At 72.8% G+C, this 22,919-nt stretch carries 21 protein-coding genes; 10 read left to right on the top strand and 11 right to left on the bottom strand.

Translation table 11 applies throughout. From position 1 onward, the window contains the following. Window positions 1-3: 3 nt before the first annotated feature. The 7 genes from QA634_RS04385 (at window position 4) to QA634_RS04415 (ending at window position 9,771) form a co-directional block, all read left to right on the top strand. Window positions 4-2,268, top strand: a complete 2,265-nt coding sequence (locus tag QA634_RS04385) for a hybrid sensor histidine kinase/response regulator (protein WP_012330845.1) — start codon at window positions 4-6, stop codon at window positions 2,266-2,268. A 202-nt stretch (window positions 2,269-2,470) separates the two neighbouring features. After that, entirely contained in the window at window positions 2,471-3,757 is a 1,287-nt protein-coding gene (gene oxlT / locus QA634_RS04390; RefSeq protein WP_012330846.1) for an oxalate/formate MFS antiporter, read from the top strand. Between the two features lie 247 nt (window positions 3,758-4,004). Then, window positions 4,005-4,895, top strand: coding sequence for an alpha/beta fold hydrolase (locus tag QA634_RS04395; protein ID WP_012330847.1), 891 nt, complete (start codon window positions 4,005-4,007; stop codon window positions 4,893-4,895). A 98-nt stretch (window positions 4,896-4,993) separates the two neighbouring features. Continuing rightward, window positions 4,994-5,827, top strand: coding sequence for a pyrroline-5-carboxylate reductase (gene proC, locus QA634_RS04400; protein WP_012330848.1), 834 nt, complete (start codon window positions 4,994-4,996; stop codon window positions 5,825-5,827). Window positions 5,828-5,915: 88 nt separating this feature from the next. Then, complete coding sequence (locus QA634_RS04405) at window positions 5,916-6,650, top strand: TetR family transcriptional regulator (RefSeq protein WP_012330849.1); 735 nt, start codon at window positions 5,916-5,918, stop codon at window positions 6,648-6,650. Window positions 6,651-6,725: 75 nt separating this feature from the next. Further along, window positions 6,726-8,171 (top strand): MmgE/PrpD family protein, encoded by a 1,446-nt coding sequence (locus QA634_RS04410; RefSeq protein ID WP_012330850.1) that lies wholly within the window; start codon window positions 6,726-6,728, stop codon window positions 8,169-8,171. Between the two features lie 139 nt (window positions 8,172-8,310). After that, on the top strand, window positions 8,311-9,771 hold the full coding sequence (locus tag QA634_RS04415; protein ID WP_012330851.1) for an MDR family MFS transporter: 1,461 nt from the start codon (window positions 8,311-8,313) through the stop codon (window positions 9,769-9,771). Between the two features lie 4 nt (window positions 9,772-9,775). On the opposite strand, the gene QA634_RS04420 is transcribed toward QA634_RS04415, so the two are convergent. After that, a complete protein-coding gene (locus tag QA634_RS04420) occupies window positions 9,776-10,483 on the bottom strand; it encodes a biliverdin-producing heme oxygenase (protein WP_012330852.1) in 708 nt (235 codons plus the stop codon). A 148-nt stretch (window positions 10,484-10,631) separates the two neighbouring features. Here QA634_RS04420 and QA634_RS04425 point away from each other — a divergent pair, with 148 nt between their 5' ends. Next, window positions 10,632-10,991: a hypothetical protein gene (locus tag QA634_RS04425; RefSeq protein WP_012330853.1), complete on the top strand. Its 360-nt coding sequence runs from the start codon at window positions 10,632-10,634 to the stop codon at window positions 10,989-10,991. Window positions 10,992-11,212: 221 nt separating this feature from the next. Here the strand turns inward: QA634_RS04425 and QA634_RS04430 are convergent, their stop codons facing one another. The 6 genes from QA634_RS04430 to QA634_RS04455 form a co-directional block, all read right to left on the bottom strand. Continuing rightward, window positions 11,213-12,988: a patatin-like phospholipase family protein gene (locus QA634_RS04430; protein WP_043700816.1), complete on the bottom strand. Its 1,776-nt coding sequence runs from the start codon at window positions 12,986-12,988 to the stop codon at window positions 11,213-11,215. A 308-nt stretch (window positions 12,989-13,296) separates the two neighbouring features. Then, window positions 13,297-15,138, bottom strand: coding sequence for an ABC transporter ATP-binding protein (locus tag QA634_RS04435; RefSeq protein ID WP_012330855.1), 1,842 nt, complete (start codon window positions 15,136-15,138; stop codon window positions 13,297-13,299). Beyond that, a complete protein-coding gene (locus QA634_RS04440) occupies window positions 15,135-15,290 on the bottom strand; it encodes a hypothetical protein (RefSeq protein WP_157182253.1) in 156 nt (51 codons plus the stop codon). The genes QA634_RS04435 and QA634_RS04440 overlap by 4 nt, the downstream gene beginning before the upstream one ends. A gap of 1 nt (window position 15,291) precedes the next feature. Further along, the gene (locus QA634_RS04445) at window positions 15,292-16,215 is read right to left on the bottom strand and encodes an ABC transporter permease (protein WP_012330857.1); all 924 of its coding nucleotides are present in this window, start codon (window positions 16,213-16,215) and stop codon (window positions 15,292-15,294) included. Then, window positions 16,181-17,140, bottom strand: a complete 960-nt coding sequence (locus tag QA634_RS04450) for an ABC transporter permease (protein ID WP_012330858.1) — start codon at window positions 17,138-17,140, stop codon at window positions 16,181-16,183. The genes QA634_RS04445 and QA634_RS04450 overlap by 35 nt, the downstream gene beginning before the upstream one ends. A gap of 30 nt (window positions 17,141-17,170) precedes the next feature. Continuing rightward, complete coding sequence (locus QA634_RS04455; protein ID WP_012330859.1) at window positions 17,171-18,961, bottom strand: peptide ABC transporter substrate-binding protein; 1,791 nt, start codon at window positions 18,959-18,961, stop codon at window positions 17,171-17,173. Window positions 18,962-19,175: 214 nt separating this feature from the next. Between QA634_RS04455 and QA634_RS04460 the strand changes: the two genes are divergently transcribed. Then, window positions 19,176-20,591, top strand: coding sequence for an amidohydrolase (locus QA634_RS04460; RefSeq protein ID WP_012330860.1), 1,416 nt, complete (start codon window positions 19,176-19,178; stop codon window positions 20,589-20,591). Between the two features lie 113 nt (window positions 20,592-20,704). On the opposite strand, the gene flaF is transcribed toward QA634_RS04460, so the two are convergent. After that, the gene (flaF, locus tag QA634_RS04465; protein ID WP_012330861.1) at window positions 20,705-21,070 is read right to left on the bottom strand and encodes a flagellar biosynthesis regulator FlaF; all 366 of its coding nucleotides are present in this window, start codon (window positions 21,068-21,070) and stop codon (window positions 20,705-20,707) included. A gap of 157 nt (window positions 21,071-21,227) precedes the next feature. Between flaF and QA634_RS04470 the strand changes: the two genes are divergently transcribed. Further along, a complete protein-coding gene (locus QA634_RS04470) occupies window positions 21,228-21,482 on the top strand; it encodes a hypothetical protein (RefSeq protein WP_012330862.1) in 255 nt (84 codons plus the stop codon). A 198-nt stretch (window positions 21,483-21,680) separates the two neighbouring features. Here QA634_RS04470 and QA634_RS04475 read toward each other — a convergent pair whose 3' ends face one another. The 3 genes from QA634_RS04475 to QA634_RS04485 all read right to left on the bottom strand — a co-directional run bounded on the left by QA634_RS04475 (window position 21,681) and on the right by QA634_RS04485 (window position 22,911). Further along, a complete protein-coding gene (locus QA634_RS04475) occupies window positions 21,681-21,827 on the bottom strand; it encodes a hypothetical protein (RefSeq protein ID WP_012330863.1) in 147 nt (48 codons plus the stop codon). Window positions 21,828-21,919: 92 nt separating this feature from the next. After that, entirely contained in the window at window positions 21,920-22,240 is a 321-nt protein-coding gene (locus QA634_RS04480; RefSeq protein WP_012330864.1) for a hypothetical protein, read from the bottom strand. Between the two features lie 155 nt (window positions 22,241-22,395). Further along, on the bottom strand, window positions 22,396-22,911 hold the full coding sequence (locus QA634_RS04485; protein WP_012330865.1) for a metallophosphoesterase: 516 nt from the start codon (window positions 22,909-22,911) through the stop codon (window positions 22,396-22,398). Window positions 22,912-22,919: the final 8 nt, after the last annotated feature.

Genomic DNA, 22,919 nt, shown 5'->3' on the forward strand with positions numbered 1-22,919 from the left:
GCCGTGGGCCTCCCCTCCGACCCCGCCGCGCGGCCGGCCCCGCCCCTGTCGGGCCTGCTGCCGCGCCGGCCGCCCCGGCGCGCGCGGCTCCGCGCCGGATGGGACGCCCTGCGCCGGCTGCCGCGGCGCTCCGCCTTCGTGCTGACCGCGCTGCTGCCGAGCCTCCTCATCCTGGCGGCGGCGGGCGGCCTCGTGCTGGAGATGCGCCAGCGCGCCCTCGACGACGCGCAGCGCGAACTCGCGACCCTGAACACGGTCCTGGCCGAGGACGCGGCGCGCACGCTCCAGAGCGTCAACCTCGTGCTCCAGAGCGTGATCGACCTCTACGCCGCCGAGGGCATCGCCACGCCGGAGGAGTTCGCCCGCCTCAAGGCCGGGCGCGACACGCACGATCTGCTGCGGGGCAAGCTCGCCGGGGTGCCGCAGCTCGACGCGGTGACCCTCGTGGCGGCGGACGGGCACCTGATCAACTTCTCCCGCGGCTACCCGATCCCGCCGATCAACCTCTCGGACCGGGACTACTTCGCGCACCTGCGCGACACGCCGCTGAGCGAGCCCTACGTCACCGAGCCGGTGCAGAACCGGGGCAACGGCACCTGGACCTTCTACCTCGCCCGGCGCCTCGCCGCGGCGGACGGGCGCTTCATGGGCCTCGTCCTCGGGGCGATCGACCTCAGCTACTTCGACCGCTTCTACCGCTCCCTCAACCTCGGCGGCCAGGCCGCGATCAGCCTGTGGCGGCGCGACGGCGTACTGATGACCCGCGAGCCGCCGGTGCCGGGGGTGGGGCGCCAGTTCCGCATCCGGGCCTTCGAGGCCCCCTTCCTGGAGGCGCGGTCGGGCTTCTACGAGATATCCGACTCGATGGACGGGCTGTGGCGCCTCGTCTCGACCCGCTCGACCCGCGACTACGCCCTCGTGGTCAACGTCACCCGCACCCGCGACGAGGTGCTGGCCGGCTGGCACCGCGAGGCGATCCTGGTCGCGAGCGCGGCGCTCGCCTGTGTGGCGGCGGTGATCCTGATCGTGCTCGCCCTCAAGCGCCAGATGCGGGCGGACGCCGCCGCGGCGCTCGCCGCGACCGAGCGGGCGCGGGCGGTCACGGCCCGCGAGGAGGCGGAGGCGCAGCTGCGCCAAGCCCAGAAGATGGAGGCGGTGGGCCAGCTCACCGGCGGCATCGCCCACGACTTCAACAACCTCCTCACCGGCATCATCGGCTCCCTCGACATGATGCAGACGCGCCTCGCCCAGGGGCGGATCGACACGCTGGAGCGCTACGCGCGCACGGCGATGACCTCGGCGAACCGCGCCGCGGCGCTGACCCACCGGCTCCTCGCCTTCGCCCGCCGCCAGCCCCTGGACCCGAAGCCCGTGGAGGCGGGCGGCCTCGTCGCCGGCATGGAGGACCTCCTGCGGCGCAGCATCGGCGAGGCGGTGCGGCTGGAGATCGTCACCCCGGCGCATCTCTGGGTGACGCTCTGCGACCCGCCCCAGCTGGAGAGCGCGATCCTGAACCTCGCGATCAACGCCCGCGACGCGATGCCGGAGGGCGGGCGGCTCACGATCGAGACCGCCAACGCGGTGCTGGGCGCGCCGGAGGCCTCCCCCTGCGAGGTCCCGCCGGGCGAGTACGTCTGCATCCGGGTCGCCGATACGGGCACCGGTATGCCGCCCGAGGTGATGGCGCGGGCGGTGGAGCCCTTCTTCACCACCAAGCCGATCGGCCAGGGCACTGGCCTCGGCCTCTCGATGGTCTACGGCTTCGCCCGCCAGTCGGAGGGCTGTGTGGCGATGCGCTCGGAGGTGGGGCGCGGGACCGAGATCCGCCTCTACCTGCCCCGCTACCAGGGGCCCGACCTCGCGGAGGCCGGCGAGCGGGCCGCCGGCGCGATCCGCCGCGGGCGCGGGGAGACGGTGCTTATCGTGGACGACGAGACGGCGGTGCGCGGGCTGATCGTCGAGGTGCTGGAGGATCTCGGCTACCGGGCGCTGGAGGCCGCGGACGGCCCGGGCGGGCTCGCCATCCTGACCTCGGAGACGCCGATCGACCTCCTCGTCACCGATATCGGGCTGCCCGGCCTCGACGGGCGCCGCCTCGCCGACCTCGCCCGGGCGGCCCGGCCCGGGCTCAAGGTGCTGTTCATCACCGGCTATGCCGAGACCGCGGCCCGCGCCGGCGGCATGCTGGCGCCCGGCATGGAACTGCTCACCAAGCCCTTCCCGATCGAGACCATCGCGACCCGCATCCGGACGATGATCGAGGGCTGAGACGGGATCCGGTTGATCACGGCGGCTCCCGGATCGCGCGCCCGCGCGGCGCCTGAGCGAAGCCCGCCGGGCCATCCTGCGGCCACAATCGGCATCATACCGCACTGCCTCTCGTTGCCTCAGTTGGTATGTTGCATACCAGGAATTTTAGTGCATTCTCCGCGCCGCGGGCGCCGAGCCCGACCAACAAGGGGAATCAGGGATGGAACGTCAGGACGCCTCGTCCGCGAAGTGGTGGCAGCTCGCGTTCGGCATCGTGTGCATGGCGATGATCGCCAACCTCCAGTACGGATGGACCCTCTTCGTCGACCCGATCGATGCCAAGTTCCACTGGGGGCGCACGGCCATCCAGTTCGCCTTCACGATCTTCGTGGCGACCGAGACGTGGCTGGTGCCGGTCGAGGCGTGGTTCGTGGACCGCTACGGCCCGCAGGTCGTGGTCTTCTTCGGGGGCGTGATGATCGCGCTGGCCTGGGTCCTCGACGCCTACGCGGAATCGCTCCCGCTCCTCTACGCCGGGGCGGTGATCGGCGGCATCGGCGCCGGCGCGGTCTACGGCACCTGCGTGGGCAACGCCCTGAAGTGGTTCCCGGACCGCCGCGGCCTCGCCGCGGGCGCGACCGCCGCCGGGTTCGGGGCGGGCGCCGCCCTCACCGTGGTGCCGATCGCCAAGATGATCGCGACGAGCGGCTACCAGCAGGCCTTCCTGACCTTCGGGCTGATCCAGGGCGCCGTGGTGGTCGTGCTCTCCTTCCTGCTGCGCAAGCCCGGCGTCGCCGTCCCGGTCAAGCGCAAGAGCCTGCGCCTGCCGCAATCGCAGGTCGACCGCACCCCGGGCGAGGCGGTGCGCACGCCGGTCTTCTGGGTGATGTACGCGATGTTCGTCATGGTGGCCTCGGGCGGCCTGATGACGGCGGCCCAGATCGCCCCGATCGCCCACGACTTCAAGGTCGCGGACGTGCCGGTGAGCATGCTCGGCCTGCAGATGGTGGCGCTCACCTTCGCGATCTCGCTCGACCGCATCTTCGACGGCTTCGGGCGGCCCTTCTTCGGCTGGGTCTCGGACAATATCGGCCGCGAGAACACCATGTTCATGGCATTCGCGACCGCCGCCGCCGCCGTGATCGTGCTGCTTCTCTTCGGCCGGAACCCGATCGTCTTCGTCTTCGCGACGGCGGTCTATTTCGGGGTGTTCGGCGAGATCTACTCGCTGTTCCCGGCCACCTGCGGCGACACGTTCGGCTCGAAGTACGCCACGAGCAATGCGGGCCTGCTCTACACCGCCAAGGGCTCGGCGGCCTTCCTGGTGCCCTTCGCCAGCATGGTCTCGGCGGCCTATGGCTGGTCGGCGGTGTTCGCGCTGATCATCGGGCTCAACGTCACCGCGGCGGCGCTCGCCCTGTTCGTCCTCAAGCCCCTGCGGATGCGCTACCTCTCGAGCGCGGCGAGCACCGCGACCGCCGAGGCCCGGGCCGTCCAGATGGCCTGATCGCGCCGGGTCCGCCTCGCGCCGAAGCGGGCGGCGACGGGTTCCCCGTCGCCGCCCGCTTTCGTTCGCGCCGGGCCGACCGGGCCATGCGGACCGGCCCATGACCGGCCGGGCCATGACCGGCCGGGCCATGACCGGCCGGGCCATGCCGAGGGCACATGCCCTCCCCCGTCCGGGCGCCGGGACGGCCCCTGCCGTCCCTCGCCGTCCCCCGCTAGGGAGAGGGCTGGACAGGGAGACACGGACGATGCCGGCCGAGGTGCGGGACGCCCCCTTCACGCGCGAGACGCTCGACATCGGCGATCCGTCGGGCGGGCGCGTCGCGGCCCTCGCCTTCGGCCCCCCGGGCCGGCCGCCCGACGCCCTGCTGCTGCACGCCAACGGCTTCACGGCCCGCACCTACCGCAGCCTGCTCGCGCCGCTGGCCGGGGAGATGCGCCTCCTCGCCTACGACCAGCGCGGCCACGGCGCCACGACGCTGCCGGCCGAGCCGCGCGGCCGCCGCGGCTGGGACGACCTCGCGGCAGATCTCGTGGCCGTGCTCGACCGGCTCGGCGGAAAGCCGCTCACGCTGGTCGGCCACTCGATGGGCGGCGCCGCCGCCCTGCTGGCGACCGCGCGCCGGCCGGACCGGGTGCGCAACCTCGTGCTCCTCGATCCGGTGATCCTGCGGCGGCGCGACGCGCTCGTCGCCCGCCTGCCGGTGCTGCGCCGGCTGATCCGGCGCCACTCGCCGCTCGCCGACATGGCGCTGCGCCGGCGCCCGGTCTTCCCGTCGCGGGCGGCGGCGCAGGCCGCCTATCGCGGGCGGGGCGCCTTCCGCACCTGGCCGGACGCGGCGCTCGCCGATTACGTGGCGGATGGGTTCCGCGACCGGCCGGACGGCACGGTGGAGCTCGCCTGCGCGCCCGCCTGGGAGGCCTCGAACTTCCTCGCCCTCGGCCACGACATCTGGGGCGCCCTCGCCCGCCTCGCCCGGCCGGCCCTGATCCTGCGCGCCGCCCAGGACAGCACCTGCGCCCTCGACCGGGACCGCCCACCCGGCCTCACGGTCGAGACCTTGCCCGGCACGACGCATTTCCTGCCCTTCGAGGCGCCCGAGCGGGTGCGCGCGGCGATCCGGGCGGCGGTCGGCTGAAGGCGGGAAGGGCGCGGCGCGGGAGGCTGGTCGCGCGGCCCGGTTCGGGATAGGTCTGCCTCGCGCCGAACCACCCGGATTTCACCCTCGAGGCTGGTATGGACCGGTTCCCCATGAACGCCTCCGATCTCCCCGCCTCCCTGATCCTCGTCGGCGCCGGCAAGATGGGCGGGGCGATGCTGGAGGGCTGGCTCGCGGGCGGGCTCGACGGGTCGCGCATCGCGGTCGTGGATCCCGGCGCCTCCGCCGACCTCGCGGATCTCTGCGCCCGGCGCGGCATCGCCCTCAACCCGCAGGGGTTGACGCCCCCCGAGGCGCTCGTGCTCGCCATCAAGCCGCAGGGGCTGGAGGCGGCCGCCCCCGCGGTCGCGCCCCTGGCCGGTCCCGACACGCTCGTGCTCTCGGTGCTGGCGGGCAAGACGGTGGCGAACCTCAAGGCCCGCCTGCCCGCGGCGCGGGCCGTGGTGCGGGCGATGCCCAACCTGCCGGCGAGCATCGGCAAGGGGGCCACCGGCGCGGCGGCGAGCCCCGAGACCAGCGCCCGGCAGCGCCGCATGGCCGACGCGCTCCTCTCCGGGATCGGCCTCGTCGAGTGGCTCGCCGACGAGAGCCTGATCGACGCCGTCACGGCGGTCTCGGGCTCCGGCCCGGCCTACGTCTTCCTGCTCGCCGAGGCGCTGGCCGAGGCCGGGGCGGCCGCGGGCCTGCCGCCGGAGGTCGCCGCCCGCCTCGCCCGCCAGACCGTCGCGGGGGCGGGCGCGCTCCTCGCCGAGAGCCCCCTCGATCCCGGCACCCTGCGCCGGAACGTGACCTCGCCGGGCGGCACCACGGCGGCGGCGCTCGCCGTGCTGATGGGGGCGGGCGGGCTGCCGGACCGCCTGCGCGAGGCGGTGGCGGCGGCCAGGACCCGCTCGGCGGACCTGTCGGGCTGACCCGCTACGACAGCCCGCCGCAGCGCCCCACCCTGCCGCCGCGCGCGGAACCCCCTACATGGAGGGGGAACCCGCATCGGAGCATCGCATGGCCCGCAAGCCCCTTTCCGACGACGCGCCGGCGGCCGCGCCCGCCAATCCGCGGGAGGCGATCGTCGAGGCGCTGATGCGGCTCGCCGCCGAGCAGCCCTGGAGCGACATCGAGATCACCGACATCGCCCGCGAGGCGGGGGTGAGCCTCGCGCAGTTCCGCGACCTCTTCCCCTCCAAGGGCGCGGTGCTCGGCGGCTTCTCGCGCATGATCGACAAGCAGGTGCTGGAGGGCACGGGCGACGACCTCGCCGAGGAGCCCGCCCGCGAGCGGCTCTTCGACGTGCTGATGCGCCGCCTCGACGCGATGACGCCCTACAAGCCGGCCCTGCGCCGCATCGCCTTCGCGCTGCGCGGCGACCCGCTCTCGCTCGCCGCCCTCAACGGCGTCGCCCTGAACTCGCAGCGCTTCATGCTGGCCGCGGCCGGGATCGACACCGAGGGGCCGCTCGGCCGCCTCAAGCTCCAGGGCGTGGTGATCGCCTTCGCCCGCACCCTGGAGACTTGGCTCGAGGACGACGACCCGTCGCTCGCCCGCACCATGGCCCGCCTCGACCGCGAGATCCGCAACGGCGAGCGGCTGATGGAGCGGGCCGAGGACCTGCGCCGCCTCACGGCCCCGTTCCGGGCGCTCGGCCGCTCGCTGGTCGAGCGCGGCCGCGGCCGCACCCGCCGGCCGCCCCGCGACGAGGCCGACGACGACCGGCTGGATACCGACCCGGTCGCGATCTGAGCCCGGCGCGGCCTCCGGTGACGGATCCGACACCGCGCGTTGTATAGGGGTGTCATAACAACCGGAGGAAACGCCATGGTCATGCTGGACCGCCGCACGCTGATCGGCGCCGCGGGCGTCGCGCTCGCGGGCTCCGCCGCGCGGGCCGCGCCCGAGCCGGCCGCGCCGCAACCGGCCGCGCCCCGCGACGTCACCCGCGCGCTGGCCCGCTACGTGACCACGGCGCGCTACGAGGACCTGCCCGAACCGGTCCGGCGCGAGGGCACCCGCACCTTCCTGAACTGGGTGGGCGTCGCCATCGGCGGCTCGCACCACGAGACGCTCGACGTCGCGGTCGCGGCCCTGCAGCCCTTCTCCGGCCCGCCCCAGGCCGGGCTGTTCGGGCGCGCGGAGCGCTTCGACATCATGAACGCCGCCTTCCTGAACGGCGTGTCGAGCCACATCTTCGATTACGACGACACGCACCTGAAGACCGTGATCCATCCGGCCGGCCCGGTCGCCTCGGCGATCCTGGCCCTGGCCGAGATGCGCCCGGTCCCGGGCCGGGACTTCCTCAACGCGCTGGTGCTCGGCATCGAGACCGAGTGCCGGATCGGCAACGCGGTCTATCCCAACCACTACGACGTCGGCTGGCACATCACCGGCACCGCGGGCGTGTTCGGGGCCGCGGCCGCCGCGGGCCGGCTGATGGGGCTCAGCGAGCAGCAGATGGTCTGGGCGCTCGGCCTCGCCGCCTCGCAGCCGGTGGGCCTGCGCGAATCCTTCGGCTCGATGAACAAGAGCTTCAATCCGGGCCGCGCCGCCGCCAACGGGCTCTTCGCGGCCATCCTGGCGTCGAAGAACTACACGAGTTCGGACGCGATGATCGAGGCCAAGCGCGGCTGGGCCAACACGATCTCGACCAAGCAGGATTACCGGGAGATCACCGAGGGGCTGGGGAGCCGCTACGAGGCACTGCTCAACACCTACAAGCCCTTCGCCTGCGGCATCGTCATGCATCCGGCCATCGACGCCGCGGTGCAGCTGCGCAACGAGAACCGCCTGACCCCCGGCCAGATCGCCCGCGTCGACCTCAAGGTCCACCCGCTGGTGCTTGAACTGACCGGCAAGACCGCGCCGCGCTCCGGGCTCGAGGGCAAGTTCAGCATCTCCCACGCGGTCGCGGTGGCGCTGGCCGAGGGGGCGGGCGGCGAGAAGCAGTTCAGCGACCGGGCGGTGCGCGACCCCGAGATCGCTTCCCTGCGGGCCAAGGTCGTCCCGACCGTGACGCCCGGAATCAGGCCCGAGCAGGTCGACATGACGGTGACGCTCACGGACGGCCGCACCCTGACCCGGCACATCGAGCACGCGATCGGCAGCGTCGAGAATCCGATGAGCGACGCGGATCTGGAGCGGAAATTCAACGACCTCGCGGAGGGCATCCTGCCGGAGGCGCAGGTCCGGCGGGTGATGGCCCTGGCCTGGGACGTGGCCAACCTGAAGGACGCGGGCGACGTGGCCCGGGCGGGGGTCCAGGCCTGAGGCGGGCACGGCGGGGGCGCTCCTGCGCCCGCCGCAGGGCTGCCCTGCGCGGCCCCCGCCGGGCCCTTGTCGTGGCACGCCAGTGGGTTAGCTCAGCCGCGAAGCGGGCGGCCGACGCGGCCCGCCGATCGGATCCGTCATGCCAGCACTCCCGACGACCCGCCGCCCCCTCGTGATCGCGGCGGTGATGGCCTCCATGTTCATGGTCGCCATCGAGGCCACCATCGTGTCGACCGCGATGCCCCAGATCGTCGGGGACCTCGGCGGGCTCGCCCTCTATTCCTGGGTGTTCTCCTCCTTCCTGCTCACCCAGACCGCCGCGACGGTGGTGTTCGGCAAGCTCTCGGACGTCTACGGCCGCAAGCCCGTGATGCTCGCGGGCATCGCCGTCTTCCTCGTCGGCTCGCTGCTCTGCGGCTTCGCCCGCTCGATGCCGGCGATGATCGCCTTCCGGCTGCTCCAGGGCGTCGGGGCGGGGGCGATCCAGCCGATCGCGCTCACCATCGTGGGCGACCTCTACAGCGCCCAGGAGCGCGGGCGCATCCAGGGCTTCCTGGCGAGCGTCTGGGCGACCTCCGCGGTGCTCGGGCCGCTCGCGGGCGGCTTCATCATCGAGCACGCCTCCTGGGCCTGGATCTTCTGGCTCAACATCCCGGTCGGGCTCCTGGCGGCGACGGGCTTCGCGACCTTCCTGCACGAGGGCGTGACCCGGGCCGAGCGCCGGATCGACGCGGCGGGCGCCGCCCTGTTCACGGTGGCGATCGGCGCCCTGATGGTGGCGCTCACCGAGGCCGGCACCTCCGACAGCTGGGGCGCCATGACGGCGGCCTGCGTCGCGCTCGTCGGCGCGACCCTGTTCGTGCTGCAGGAGCGGCTGGCGCCCGAGCCGGTGATCGCCTTCTCGGTCTGGAGCCGCCGGCCGATCGCCGCCTCGAACGGCTGCTCGCTCCTCGCCGGCATGGCGCTGATCGGCCTCACCACCTTCCTGCCGATGTACGTGCAGGGCGTGCTCGGCCAGACGCCCCTGGTGGCGGGCCTCGCCCTGACCGTGATGGTGCTCGGCTGGCCGATCGGCGCCACGCTCGCGGCCCGCACCCTGACCCGGTTCGGCCTGCGGCCGATCCTCCTCACCGGGAGCCTGCTGCTGCCGCTCGGGGCGAGCGTGCTCCTGACCCTCGGCCCCGGCTCCGCCCCGGGCACGGCCGGCCTCGCTTCGCTGGTGATGGGCTTCGGGATGGGGCTCCTCAGCACCGCCGCCCTGGTGCTGATCCAGGAGATCGTGCCCTGGTCGCAGCGCGGCAGCGCCACGGCCTCGAACGTCTTCTCGCGCAACCTCGGCAGCACGCTCGGGGCGACGCTGTTCGGGGCGGTGCTCAATCACGGCCTCGCCCGGGCCGGAACCGGGGTGCATGCCGACCAGCTCCAGCACCTGCTCGCCAGCGGCGGCGGGGCGGGCCTGACCGAGATCCGCGCGACGCTGCAACAGGCGCTGCACCTCACCTTCTGGGCGATGTTCGGCATCGCCGCGGCGGCGGTGCTGCTCGCGCTCCTGGTGCCGCACGTGCCCCTCGGCCGGGCGCGCGAGACCCCGGCCGAGTAGCCGGTCAGGCGGCCTTCGGGGAGGCCTCGGGCGCCGCGAGGGCCGCCTCGCGGGCGAAGACCGCCTCGCGGGCGAAGACCGCCTCGCGGGCGAAGACCGCCTCGCGGGCGAAGACCGCCTCGCGGGCGAAGACCGCCTCGAAGGCGCCGAAGGCGTCGAGGGCGCCGCGGATCACGGCGGCGCGCTCGCCCGGATGGCGGGCCCCGAAGGCGTCGAGGGCGGCCCGCAGCTCGGCCCAGAGCCGGCCCGTCGCCCTTCCGTGGCCGGCGAAGAACCGGGTGGCGTTGCCGAGGTCGAGGTCCGGGCGCCGCCGCAGCTCGGCCAGGATGAGCCGCCCGCCGAGCGCGGAGCCTTCGAGCACGTAGAGCCGCCCGAGGGCCTCCGCCAGGGACGCGCTCGGGGCGACCGGCGCGGCCGGGACCGGGGCGGCGGCCGCCAAGTCGGCGAGCAAGTCGGCGAGATCCCGTTCGAGCAGCGGGACGCGGGCGCGGGCGGCGGGGTCGAGCGCGAGCGCCTCCCAGCCCTCCTGCCGGGCGAGGTCGCGCTCGATCGGGCCCCAGACCGTGTGCATGGTGGCGAGGCAGGCCGCGTAGCCGCCCCGGTCCCGGATCGTCCCCGGCAGCCCGCTGAGCGCCTCCACCCGCGCGTGGGCCGCCTGCGTCTGCGCGCGCAGGACCAGCGACAGGGCTGCGTCGGGGTGGGGATCGGTCACGGGCGGCTCCAAGGGTGACGGGCTGGCGACGGGGGCACAGGATCAGGATCGCGGCAAGGCCCGATCCGTTCCCGGGGACGAAGCGCTCTCCGCCCCCGGGGCCATTCGGCCCCTTGTCCCGCGCGGGCGAAGGAGGCAAGTGCTGCGCATGAGCGAGGCATCCGCGTCCCCGACCCGCCGCCGCGACTGGCCCGGCCTCTTCCTGCGCGCCGTGCTGTCGCTGTTCCTCGGCCTGCCGATCGGCGGCGTGCTCTACGCCCTCGGGCTGGCGGCGCAGGCGTGGTACCTGCAGGATCCGATCCTGCAGCATCCCTGGCTGCTCCTCTTCCGCAGCCTCGGCGTCGCGGTGGGCTACGTGTTCATGGGCGGCTTCGCCTGGGCGCCCGAGACCGGCTACGAGAGCCTGCACGTCTGGTACGCGGCGGGCGTCCTCCTCGCCTTCGTGCTCCTGAGCCGGCCCTGGCGGCGCGAGCGCCCGCGGACGGAACCCTGGCCGCGGATGTCGTGATCCGGCGGATGGCGCGCGCCCGGTCCCATCGTGCGCGCTCGCGCCGCGGACGGGAACGGCTCCCATCAGGCTCGGTTGACCGGGCGATCCTCGGGCGCGGCCTGCCGCGCGGCGCGGCGCGGCCTGCCGCGCGGCGCGGGCGCTCCTGCCGATCCGGCCGGAAACCTCGGGCAAATCCTCCTCGGCCGCCTCGCCGGCCGCGACCCTGCCGCCGCCCGCCCTCAGGCGCGAGGGAACGCCTCGCGAAGCTCGCTCAGCCCCTCCCGGATCGACTTCATGCCGAGCTTGGTCCCGACCGTGGCCAGGTAGTGCTGGGCCGGATAGCTCGACAGCCATCCGGCATAGCCGAGATCGATGACCTCCGGCAGGTCGTGGCGCAGCAGGGCACCGGCCACGGCCGAGAGCCGCGCCTGGAGCCGGTCGCCGATCCGATCGAGATCCACCGCATCCGGATCCGGGAGATCGGGCGCCGGGATCTCGATGGGCGTGAGCATCCGCGGGGTCAGGGGGATGATCGGGAAGGCCGGCTCCGTCCCCAGCCCGTCCACCGTCGAGGCGACGACGGCGTTGCGGGCCTGCGCGTCGGCACCGGGCGCGATGCTGCCCCGGCTGTCCGGCGGCTCCTTGACGTACCAAGCCTGCGCCGCCGCGCCGCGCCGCGCCCTGAACTCCTCGAACAGCGGGTTGCTCTCGGCGAGCATGAAGCTCCAGCGCAGAAAGGCCTGGGCGTTGCGCCGTCCGAGCAGGTAATCGTGCCGTCGGAAGGATTCGTGCAGGAAGCCGCCGAACCCGCCCAGGATGCCGCAGGCGATCGGATGTTTCGGGGTCGGATCCCCCGCGACCGGGCGGCTCGGGACCACGGCGAAGCGCGAGAACACGCGATCGTTCTGGGCGAGCGCGAGCTCCTCCGGCTTGAAGCGGGCTTGATCGATCAGGGTGCGGAGGAAGGCCGGTATGACGCTGAGGAGGCGCAGATCCCCCGGCGCGGGCCCGTCCGGCAGGGCGGCGTGGTTCGGAAAGGGATCGACCAGGATCATCGCCCGGGTCGCCCTGCTGGCATCGCGCCGGTTCGACGCGAGGCCCCCGGCGAGGTAGCGCCGCGCGATCTCGAAGGGCTCGTTGTCGATCACGCCGCCGTCCACGGCGACGAAGCCGAAGGGAACCGGAGGCGTGGCGACGTGCGGCGGGACCGTGCAGGTCTGGCCGGTCCCGTCCTGGTAGGTGACGCTCGGCACCGCGGTGTAGTCGGAGAAATCGCGCTGCAGCTGCCGGGCCTGCAGGCCGATCGGGAAGGCGCCGGTCGCCAGGGCGGCCTGCTTCAGCGCGAACCAGCGGTCCGACGCGTCGGGCGGGATCCGCAGGGGCAGGTCGTCGGTGTCGAGCCCGACGAAGCCCGGCACCGGCCGGGGTCTGCTGCCGACCATGAACCGCATGGCGTCGCCATGGTTCAGCATGCCGTAGAACTCGCTCTTGTCCTGGCCGAACAGCTGGAAGGCGTAGGGCACGCCCCGCAGGTTCGAGGCCGTCATGATCAGCGCGACATCCTGCGAGTCGCCGCGACCGAGCCAGGTCCGGCGGCGGGTGCGGCGCTGGGCCGTAAGGGTGTCGTCGACGATCCGTTCGAGGATGGCGCAGTTGAGCACCGAGAGCACGCCGCGGTTGAGCCCGCCCGGGTCGAGCAGCGGCGCGACGTCGATCTCCCGCACCCAGCTCGCGTAGAGGCGGTTCGCCTCCGGTCCCGGCGGTTCCCCGGGACCGACATGGGAGAGGTCCGTGAACCAGCACAGGCTGGTGATCGCGGCCGTCATGCCGCCCGCCGAGGCGCCCGCGATCACCGGGACGCGCACCCGGTGCGTCGGTCCGCTCCAGCCTTCCATCTCGCGGACCGCCTCGTAGGCATCGATCGCCTCGGTGATGAAATCCATCACGCCGGCCGAATAGGCTCCCGCCGAGATCGCACCCGCCATGACGAAGCCGATCTCGAAATCCATGCCCATCGCGATCCTCCCCGATCACGGACAGATCGAGAGGATGCAGCATGTTCTCGTCACATGGCAATCTCTATCTGGTGTAGGCGTCTTATCTTTCCTGTACCGGATATTTTATCGTTCATTTGAAGATGAATACCTGGTCTGAGATGGCGGATGACAGAATGTCAGAAAGGACCAGGGATGTGCCGAGACAGGGATAATCAACTCTATAGCGCAATCATCGGCGATCATCTCAAACGGAAGTTGTGTGACGGGAACGCCTCGGCCCCCGGGGGGCACGGGAGACCGCGACAGCCTGGTCGGGCGTCCCGCGCTCAGGCCGCCGCCGCCTCCTCCCATTCCGGCCCCCAGACCTGGACCACGTGGCCGGGGGAGACCTCCCGGTAGGCCCGCTCCGGGGGGACGAAGTCCACGGCGCGGATCGGGCTGCGGATCTCGTCGGCGGAGAGGCCGTGGCGGGCGCGCCGGCGGGAGGGATCCGGCACCGGCACGGCGGCGAGGAGGCGCTTGGTGTAGGGGTGCTGCGGCGCATCGAAGATCGCCGCGCGCGGACCGATCTCCACGATCTCGCCCAGATACATCACGGCCACGCGGTGGCTGACGCGCTCCACCACCGCCATGTCGTGGGAGATGAACAGGTAGGCGAGGCGCAGGGATTCCTGCAGGTCGAGGAGCAGGTTCACCACCTGCGCCTTCACCGAGACGTCGAGGGCCGAGACGGATTCGTCCGCCACGATCAGGCGCGGCTCCAGGGCGAGCGCCCGGGCGATGCAGATGCGCTGGCGCTGGCCGCCGGAGAATTCGTGCGGGAAGCGGCCCGCCATCTCGGGCTTGAGCCCGACGCGCCCGAGCAGGTCCGCCGCGCGGGCCTCGGCCTCGCGCCGCGAGGCGAGGCGGTTGATCAGGAGCGGCTCGGCGATCGCCGCCCCGACGCTCATGCGCGGATCGAGGCTGGCGAAGGGGTCCTGGAAGATCATCTGCATGCGCCGCCGCCGCTGCCGCAGGGCCTCGGGCGAGAGCGCCAGGATGTCCTCGCCGTCGAGGAGCACGGAGCCGGCGAGCGGCTCGATCAGACGCAGGACCGAGCGGCCGGTGGTGGATTTGCCGCAGCCCGATTCGCCGACGAGCGCCAGCGTCTCCCCGGCCCGCAGGTCGAAGGACACGGTCTCGACCGCGTGCACGCGGCCCCGCACGCGCCCGAGCAGGCCGCCGCGGATGTCGAAGCGGGTGGTGAGCCCCTTCACCTCCAGCACCGGCCGCTCCGCCGCGGCGGGCCCCGCCGCGGCGGCCTCCTCGGGCGCCGGCACGGTCTCGCCGGTGGTGCGGTCCACGACGGGGAAGCGGGCCGGCCGCGCCCGGCCCCGCATGGCGCCGAGGGCCGGCACCGCGGCGAGGAGCGCCCGGCTGTAGGGGTGGGTCGGGCGGTGGAAGATGTCCTCCGTCGGCCCGCTCTCCACCGCCCGGCCGTCGAGCATCACCACGGTGCGGTCGGCGATCTCCGCCACCACGCCCATGTCGTGGGTGATGAACAGGACCGACATCCCCTCCTCGTCCTGCAGGGCCTTGATGAGGTCGAGGATCTGGGCCTGGATGGTGACGTCGAGGGCGGTGGTCGGCTCGTCCGCGATCAGGAGCTTCGGCCGGCAGGCGAGCGCCATGGCGATCATCACCCGCTGGCGCATGCCGCCCGAGAAGCGGTGGGGGTGGTCGTGCACCCGCGAGGCCGCCGCCGGGATGCGGACCTTGTCGAAGAGCCGCACGGTCTCGGCCTCGGCCTCGGCCCGGGAGAGGCCGCGATGGGCCATCAGCGCCTCGGCGATCTGGAAGCCGACCGTGAGCACCGGGTTCAGGCTCGTCATCGGCTCCTGGAAGATCATCGCCACGTCGCCGCCGCGGACCTTGCGCATCTCGGATTCCGGCAGGGTGAGGAGGTCGCGGCCCTGGAGGACCACCTCGCCGGTGATGCGGCTCGCGTCGCGGGGGGTGAGGCGCATGGTCGAGAGCGCGGTCACGCTCTTGCCGGAGCCCGACTCGCCGACCAGCGCAACGGTCTCCCGCGGGCCGATCTCGAAGGAGACCCCGTGCACCACCGGGCGCCAGCGCCCGTCCACCCGGAAGGCGGTGGCGAGGTTCCGGACGGAGAGGATCGGCGTCATGGGGGCTCCGGGTGGGGAGGGGGTGCGTCGTCAGGGGCGAGGGCCCGGCGCGCGGCCTCGGGCTCCCGCTCGATGATGCGCAAAGCCTGCATGGCGGCGTCGGGACGGCGGCGGCCCTGCTCGTCGGCCTCCATCGTCCGGGCGGAGGTCACGTCACAGCACCCGCCGCGGGTCGAGCGCGTCCCTGAGGCCGTCGCCGATGAAGTTGATCGACAGGACGGTCAGGAAGATCGCCGCGCCCGGGAACAGCGCCCAGTGCGGGGCGACGTCGAGGTGGTCCTTGGCGTCGAACAGGAGGCGGCCCCAGGTCGGGATGTCGGGCGGGAAGCCGAGGCCCAGGAAGGAGAGGGTCGATTCGGCGATGATCGCCGCCGAGACCTCGATCGTGGCCGCCACGATCACGGGTCCGAGCGCGTTCGGCAGGATGTGGCGCGTCACCTGGTGCAGCGGCCCCGCCCCCTGCGCGCGCGCCGCCTCCACGAATTCCTTCTCGCGCAGGGACAGGAACTGCGCCCGCACCAGCCGCGCCACCGGCATCCAGCGCAAGCCCCCGATCACCGCGACCACCATCACGAAGATGCCGCCCTCGATCCCGAAGACCTGCTTGAGCTGGTCGCGGAACAGATAGATCACGAGCAGCAGCAGCGGCAGCTGCGGCAGGGACAGGAACAGGTCGGTCACCCACATCAGGACGGGATCGAGCAGGCGGCGGGACATGCCGGCGATCGATCCCACCACCACGCCGACGAGGGTCGCCACCAGCATCGCCGCGAAGCCGACCGCGAGCGAGATCCGCCCGCCGTAGATCATGCGGGCGAGCAGGTCCTGGCCGAGATCGTCCGTGCCGAAGGGGTGCTGGGCGGAGGGGCCCTGCAGCATGGCCGAGAAGTCGATGTCGTCGATGGCGACCGGCCAGAGCAGCCCGCCGAACACGACCCCCAGCACCAGCACCGCCAGGATCACGCTCGACGCCACCGCCAGCCGGTGGCGGCGGAAGCGCCGCCACGTGTCCCGGCCGGAGGCGGCGGGCGCGGGCGCCGCCTCAGCCGAAGGAGATGCGAGGGTCGAGCCAGCCATACAGGAGGTCCGCGACGAGGTTGAACAGGACGACGAGGCAGGCGAACACGAAGGTCACGGCCATCACGACCGGCGTGTCGTTGGCGAGCATCGCGTTGATGAGGAGCGAGCCGATCCCCGGCACCCGGAAGATCTGCTCGGTGACGATGGCGCCGCCGAACACCGCCGGGATCTGGAGCGCCACGAGCGTCACCACCGGGATGAGCGCGTTGCGGGCGATGTGGCGCAGCGTCACCACCGGCTCGCTCAGGCCCTTGGCGCGGGCCGTCGTGACGTAGTCGAGCCGCGCCACGTCGAGGACCGAGGCCCGGACGTAGCGGGTGTAGGAGGCGGCCTGGAACAGCCCCAGCACCGCGATCGGCATGATCGCCTGCCGGAGATGCTCCCAGTACCATTGCCAGCCCGTCGCCGCGATGTCGGCGTTGTAGACGAAGGGCAGCCAGTCGAGCTTGAGGCTGAACAGCAGGATGAACAGCAGGCCGGTGAAGAAGGTCGGCAGCGAGAAGCCCACGAAGGCGAGCGTGTTCGCCACCTGGTCGAGGAGCGAGTAGGGCCGCAGGGCCGCCAGGATCCCGACCGGGAGCGCGATCAGCAGCGCCAGCACCTGCGAGGAGCCGACCACGAACAAGGTGGTCGGCAGGCGCTGCAGGATCAGGTCGTCGACGTTGACCCGGCTCGCGAAGGAGAAGCCCCAATCGCCCTGCAGCATGGCGAGGAACCAGTGCAGGTAGCGCACCAGGATCGGGTCATCGAGGCCGAATTTGGCCCGGAGCGCCGCCCGCACCTCGGGCGGCACGTTGGGGTTGGTGGCGAGCTCCCCGAAAGGATCGCCGGGCGCGAGCGCCAGCACGGTGAACAGGATCAGGCTGATCCCGACCAGGCTCGGGATCGCGATCAGCAGGCGGCGGAGGAGGTAGGCGCCCATGCGCGGCGCGTCAGCTCGGGGAGAACCGGCTCACGCCTCCTTGTACCAGTCGAACAGGAAGGCGAGCGAATTGTCCCAGCCGCTCGACGGCGCCTGGAGCTTGGCCCCGACCGCCGAGACCTGGGCCCGGTGGAGGAGCGGCATGACGTATTCGGAGGCCACGATGTCGTTCATCTTGATGAAGAGGGCCGCGCGCTTGACCGCGTCGAGTTCGCCCTGCGCCGCGCGGTAGCAGGCATCGGCCTCGTCGTTGCGCATCCGGCAGATGTTGCGGCCCTGCCACTTGTTCTCCTTGGTGGCCGCCTCCCAGGACACGTATTGCAGCATGAACACGCCCGGATCGGCCTGCGCCATGTTCCAGGTGTACATCTCCATGTCGGCGTAGAAGTGCGGGTAGGTGTCCGGGTTGGCGACGTCCGAGGAGAAGAACACGGAGCCGGGAATCGATTTCAGTTCCATGTCGATGCCGGCCTTTTGGGCAGCCTGCTTGACGATGGCCTGGGTCTTCTGGCGGGGGGCGTTGATGGAGGTCTGGTAGACGAATTTGAGTTTCTTTCCGTCCTTGGCGCGGATGCCGTCGCCGCCCTTCTTCCAGCCGGCCTCCTCCAGGATCTGCGCGGCCTTGTCGGTGTCGAAGGCGAAGCTGGTGTTCTTCGAGCGGAAGCGCTCGGGGCCGTTGAGCACGTTGGCGGTCGCCCGGCCGGTGCGACCGTAGATGAATTGCTGCACGGCCGCCCGGTTGACGATCAGGTTCATGGCCTTGCGCACCGCCGGGTCCGAGAAGGCCGGGTGCTTGGTCTTGAGCGAGGCGCGCTCGCCGTCGACCTCGGTCCAGGGATCGGTGGCGTTGAGCAGGATGAATTCGAGGTTGCCGCCGTAGACGATCTCGACGCGGCCCCTGCCCTCGGCCTCGAGGCGCTTGAGGATCTCGTCCTCGACCTGCATGTTCCAGGCGTAGTCGTACTCGCCGGTCTGCAGCACGGCGCGGGCCGCCGAGACCGCGTCGCCGCCGCCCTTCATCTCGATCGTGTCGAAGGAGGGCCGGTTCGGCATATGGTAGTCGGGGTTGCGCACGCCGCGCACGATGTCGCCGGGGCGGAACTCCGCGAACTTGTAGGGGCCGGTGCCGACCGGCGCGAGGTTGGCGGGCGCGTCGCGCGACTTGTCGCCGATATAGGCCTCGAAATGGTGCTTGGGGATGATCATCCCGGCCGAGGACACGAAGGCGTCGGCCCAGAACGGCGTCGGCTTGTCGAACAGAACCTTGACGGTGAGGTCGTCGACCTTCTCGACCTTGATGTCCTTGTAGCTGCCGGAGGTCACCGCCGCGGTGGCGGGGTTGGCGGCGTATTGCCAGGTGAAGACGACGTCGTCGGCCGAGAAGGGCTTGCCGTCGTGCCACGTCACGCCGGGCTTGAGCTTCCAGGTCACCGAGCGGCCATCCTCGGCGACGCCGCCGTTCTGGCGGCTCGGGATCGCGGCGGCGAGCACCGGGAACAGGTTGCCCTCGGCGTCCCAGGCGGCGAGGGGCTCGTAGAAGATGCGCGAGCCCTCCTGGTCCTTGGTGCCGACCGCGAAATGCGGGTTGATCAGGGTCGCGGCCTGCCAGAACAGCAGCTTGAGCGCCCCCCCGCCCCCGGCCTTGGCGGGCTTGTAGGCGGATGTCCCCTCGGCGGTCTGGGCGACGCCCTCCTGCGCCAGCATCATGCCGGCCATGGGGGCGGTGAGGCCGAGCGCGATCATCCGCTGCACGAAGTGCCGCCGGGAGAGCCGTCCGTCCTTCACCGCGCCGATCAGCGTCCGCAGGTCACGTTCGTTCATCAGCCTCGCCCCTTCCGTGCAGTGCCGGCAGCATGCACCAGACGCCCGCATCCGCAAGCGGCCCGCGGCCGCGGGCCACCGCTTTACAAGTCTCGCGCCACTTTGCCCGGTTGGGTATCCGCCGGGCGCCGGGGAGCCGTGCAGCGGGAGCGGTTCGCCGGCCGCTCCCGGGCCGGCATACCGGGCGGATGCGCGCAGCGACCGGGAGGCATCCATGGACAACCGCAACGCCGTGTGGCGGCAGGTCGACCTCCACAAGGACCGGTTGATCGCCCTGAGCGACGCGGTCTGGGCCACGCCGGAGGTCTGCTACACGGAGGCGCGCTCGGCCGAGGCCCACGCCGCGGAGCTGCGCCACCAGGGCTTCCGGGTCGTGCAGGGCGTGGCCGAGATTCCGACCGCGCTCGTCGGCGAGGCCGGCGCGGGCGGGCCGGTGATCGCCTTCCTGGGCGAGTACGACGCGCTGCCGGCCCTGAGCCAGGAGGCGGGGGTGGCGGAGCCGCGGCCGCTGGTGCCGGGCGGGCCGGGCCACGGCTGCGGGCACAACCTGCTCGGCTCGGCGGCGCTGCTGGCCGCGACCGCCCTCAAGGACTGGCTCGCCGAGACCGGCCGGCCGGGCCGCGTGCGCTACTACGGCTGCCCGGCCGAGGAGGGCGGGGCCGCCAAGGCCTTCATGGTGCGGGCCGGCGCCTTCGCGGACGCGGATGCGGCGATCACCTGGCACCCGGCGAGCTTCTGGGAGGTGGCGCCCCCGCTGGCGCTGGCCAACACCCGGGCCGACTTCGTCTTCACCGGCCGGGCGAGCCACGCGGCGGCCGCGCCGCATCTCGGCCGCAGCGCCCTCGACGCGGTCGAGCTGATGAATGTCGGCGTCAACTACATGCGCGAGCACATGCCGAGCGACGCGCGGGTCCACTACGCGCTCCTCGATGCGGGCGGCATCGCCCCCAACGTGGTCCAGGCCCACGCGCGGGTGCGCTACTCGATCCGGGCCCGGGACCTCGCCGGCATGCGCGAGCTGGTGGCGCGGGTGCGCAGGATCGCCGAGGGCGCGGCCCTGATGACCGAGACCGCCGTCGAGATGCGCATCGTCAGCGCGGTCTCGGACCTCGTCGGCAACGCGCCGCTGGAGGAGACCCTGCACGCGGTGATGGAGGAGCTGGGCCCCCCGCCCTTCGACGAGGAGGACCGGGCCTTCGCCCGCGCGATCCGGGCGACGCTCGCGCCCGGCGACATTGCCGCGGTCTGGCGGGCGATCGGGATGCCGCCCACCGAGGCGCCGCTCGCCGACTTCCTCGTGCCCCTCGACGCCAAGCGCAACCCGGCGATCGGCTCGACGGACGTGGGCGACGTGAGCTGGGTGGTGCCCACCGTGCAGGCCCACGCCCCGACGGTCGCGATCGGCACGCCCTTCCACACCTGGCAGGTGGTCGCGCAGGGCAAGAGCCCGGCAGCCCACAAGGCCATGGTGCAGGTGGCCAAGGCCATGGCGGCGGCCGGCGCGGCCCTGATCGCCGACCCGGCCCTGCGGGAGGCCGCCTGGGCGGAACTGCGGGCGCGCACGCGGGACGGCTACGTCTCGCCGCTGCCGCCCGAGGTCGCCCCGCCCCTCGACATGTCGCGGGGCTGAGCGTCGCTCGCCGAAGCGGTCGCCGCTCCGGCGGCAGGAATGATGCGGGAACGAGAATCCGGGCGGACGCGCCCGACGCTATCCTGGCTGGGGCCGCGGGTCGCGGCCGGCGCCTAGGGGTTGCCGCGCAGGCCGCTCGCGAGTTCGCGGTTGATCCGGATCAGCGCGGTCAGCTTCTCGGCGTGGGGCTCGATCATCGCGTCGAAGGTGCGCGTGAACACGAAGGCGCCGAGCTGCGCCATGGACTGCTTCAGGTCGGCGGGGAGCGGCGCGTCGGGCTCGGTCGCGGCCGTGGAGAGGAGCGTCCAGACCTTCTGGTTGAAGGTGAGCGCCTCGTTCAATCCCGCCTGCTGGTCGGTCCAGTTGTCCTGGATCGCCTGGAGCCGTGCCGCCGCCTTGATGAGCACGGCCGCCTCGGCCTCCCGCGGCGTCAGGGCCGCCTGCGCAACCTTGGCGTAAGCGTTCGCTCCGTAACTCATCGGATGCAACTCCTCCGACCCTGCACAAGGGCGGTCGGCGGAGGCTCGCACCAGAGCGTTAAGCTTGGGTTGTGAGTGTCGCGGCGAGGAGGGGGCGCGGGGCGATTCGGCGCCCTGCCCTGAAACCGCTACGATGTCGGCTCATCCGTCGCCCGCTATGCTGAATTTCGTCCTCGGCGCCGTCGCGGGCGCCCTCATGGCCACCGTGGCGACGATCGCGGCCGTCCGGAACCCGGACGTCCAGGTCCGGATGGGGCTGGTGCGGCCCCAGCTGCCGGCGGTCGCGCTGCGCCGGCCGGAGCCCGTCTGCCCACCCCCCGCCGCGCCGCCGAGCCTCGCGGGCGTCGCCCCGGTGGGGCAGCCCGACATGCTGTTCGCCCGCCGCCGCTTCTGGTCGGTGGCGCCGCCCTGAGCGCGGCGCGTCCCGGCCCTCGTGTCCGGCGGCCTTCGGGTCCGCTCGCGCCGCCATCGCCGGTCCGGGGCGTCCGCATCGGGGAATCCGGTCTCATGCGCTGTCCGGACGATCACGTCCGGACAGCGCATGGCAAGCCCGCGCGGCGCTTGAGCGAAGCCGACATCCGCCTCGCGACGCAATCCGTCGGATTTCGCATCAGAGCGTGCTGAGCAGGACCATCACGACCGTGGTGGCCGCCGTCGAGCCGAGGAAGCCGCAGAGCGCGGCCGCGAAGGAATGCGCGCCCGGGATGGCGGCATCGACGCGGGGGGCGGACTCGGTGCGGGCGGACTCGGTGAGCATGACGGTCTCCAGTGGCAAGCGGACTTCGTTGAGAGAGGGGATGCCCTCGCGCGGACGTGGCCGTCCGTGCGGGGACGCACCCGGGGGAGCGCTCAGTCGCAGCGGAAGGCCCGCTTCTCCAGGCGCACGCTGCGCAGCGCCCCGCGCAGGTCGATCGACGCGAGGCCCGCACCGCACGCCTCGAAGCGGTCCTGCGCGTCCTCGTAGCGGTCCTCGACGTCGCCCAGCGCGTCGCAGACCCGGTCGCGGTCGCCGATCCGGGCCTCCTGGCGGGCCTGGAAGCGCAGGGCATCGGCCTCCTGGAGCTTGCGGTGGGCCGGCGCGCAGGTGGCCGGCTGCGCGAGGGCGGAGCCGGCCGCGACGAGAAGCGCGGCCGTGAGCGGGAACAGGGCAGGGCGAAGCGGTCGGGTCATCGCTGAACTCGGTCGGGATGGTCGGCACCCCCTGCGGCGATAAGCCTCAGATCAGGAGGCTTGTCGCATGGCGCGGAGAGGCATCCCAGAAACGGCGACGCCCGGCCAGGGTTCCGGATTTTCCCGACCCCGAATTGTCCCGGCCCCGATGCGGGTCAGGCCGGCGCGGCGGCGCGGCGGCGCGAGGCCAGGATGGTGGCGAGCGTCACGGGCCGGTACGGGAAGGCGTCGACCCCGACGTCGAATTGCCGGGTCATCGGCTTCAGCCGGCCGTGGGAATGGCCGTGCAGGTCGATCACCCCGCGCCCCATGCGGTTCCAGGTGCGGAAGGCGTAGTGGCACAGAACCAGGCGGTGGCCGCCCTCGTCGATCTCGGCGTAGTGGGCGACCGAGGCCCAGCCCGGCGCGCCGAGCGTCGCCGGGCCGTCGTTGTTGCCGACGATCAGGTGCTTCTCGCCGTGGAGTCCCGCCAGGAGAGCGGCGACCCGCTCCGGCGGGGGCCCGAGGGCGAAGTCGCCGAGGTGCCAGACCGTGTCGCCCGGCCCGACCGTCGCGTTCCAGTTCGCGACCAGGGCCGCGTCGTGCTCGGGGATGCCGGCGAAGGGGCGCCGGTCGATGCGCAGCACCCGCGGGTCGCCGAAATGCGTGTCGCTCGTGAAGTAGACGGTCATGCGATCCG

The organism is Methylobacterium sp. CB376, from assembly GCF_029714205.1.
Lineage (GTDB): Bacteria > Pseudomonadota > Alphaproteobacteria > Rhizobiales > Beijerinckiaceae > Methylobacterium.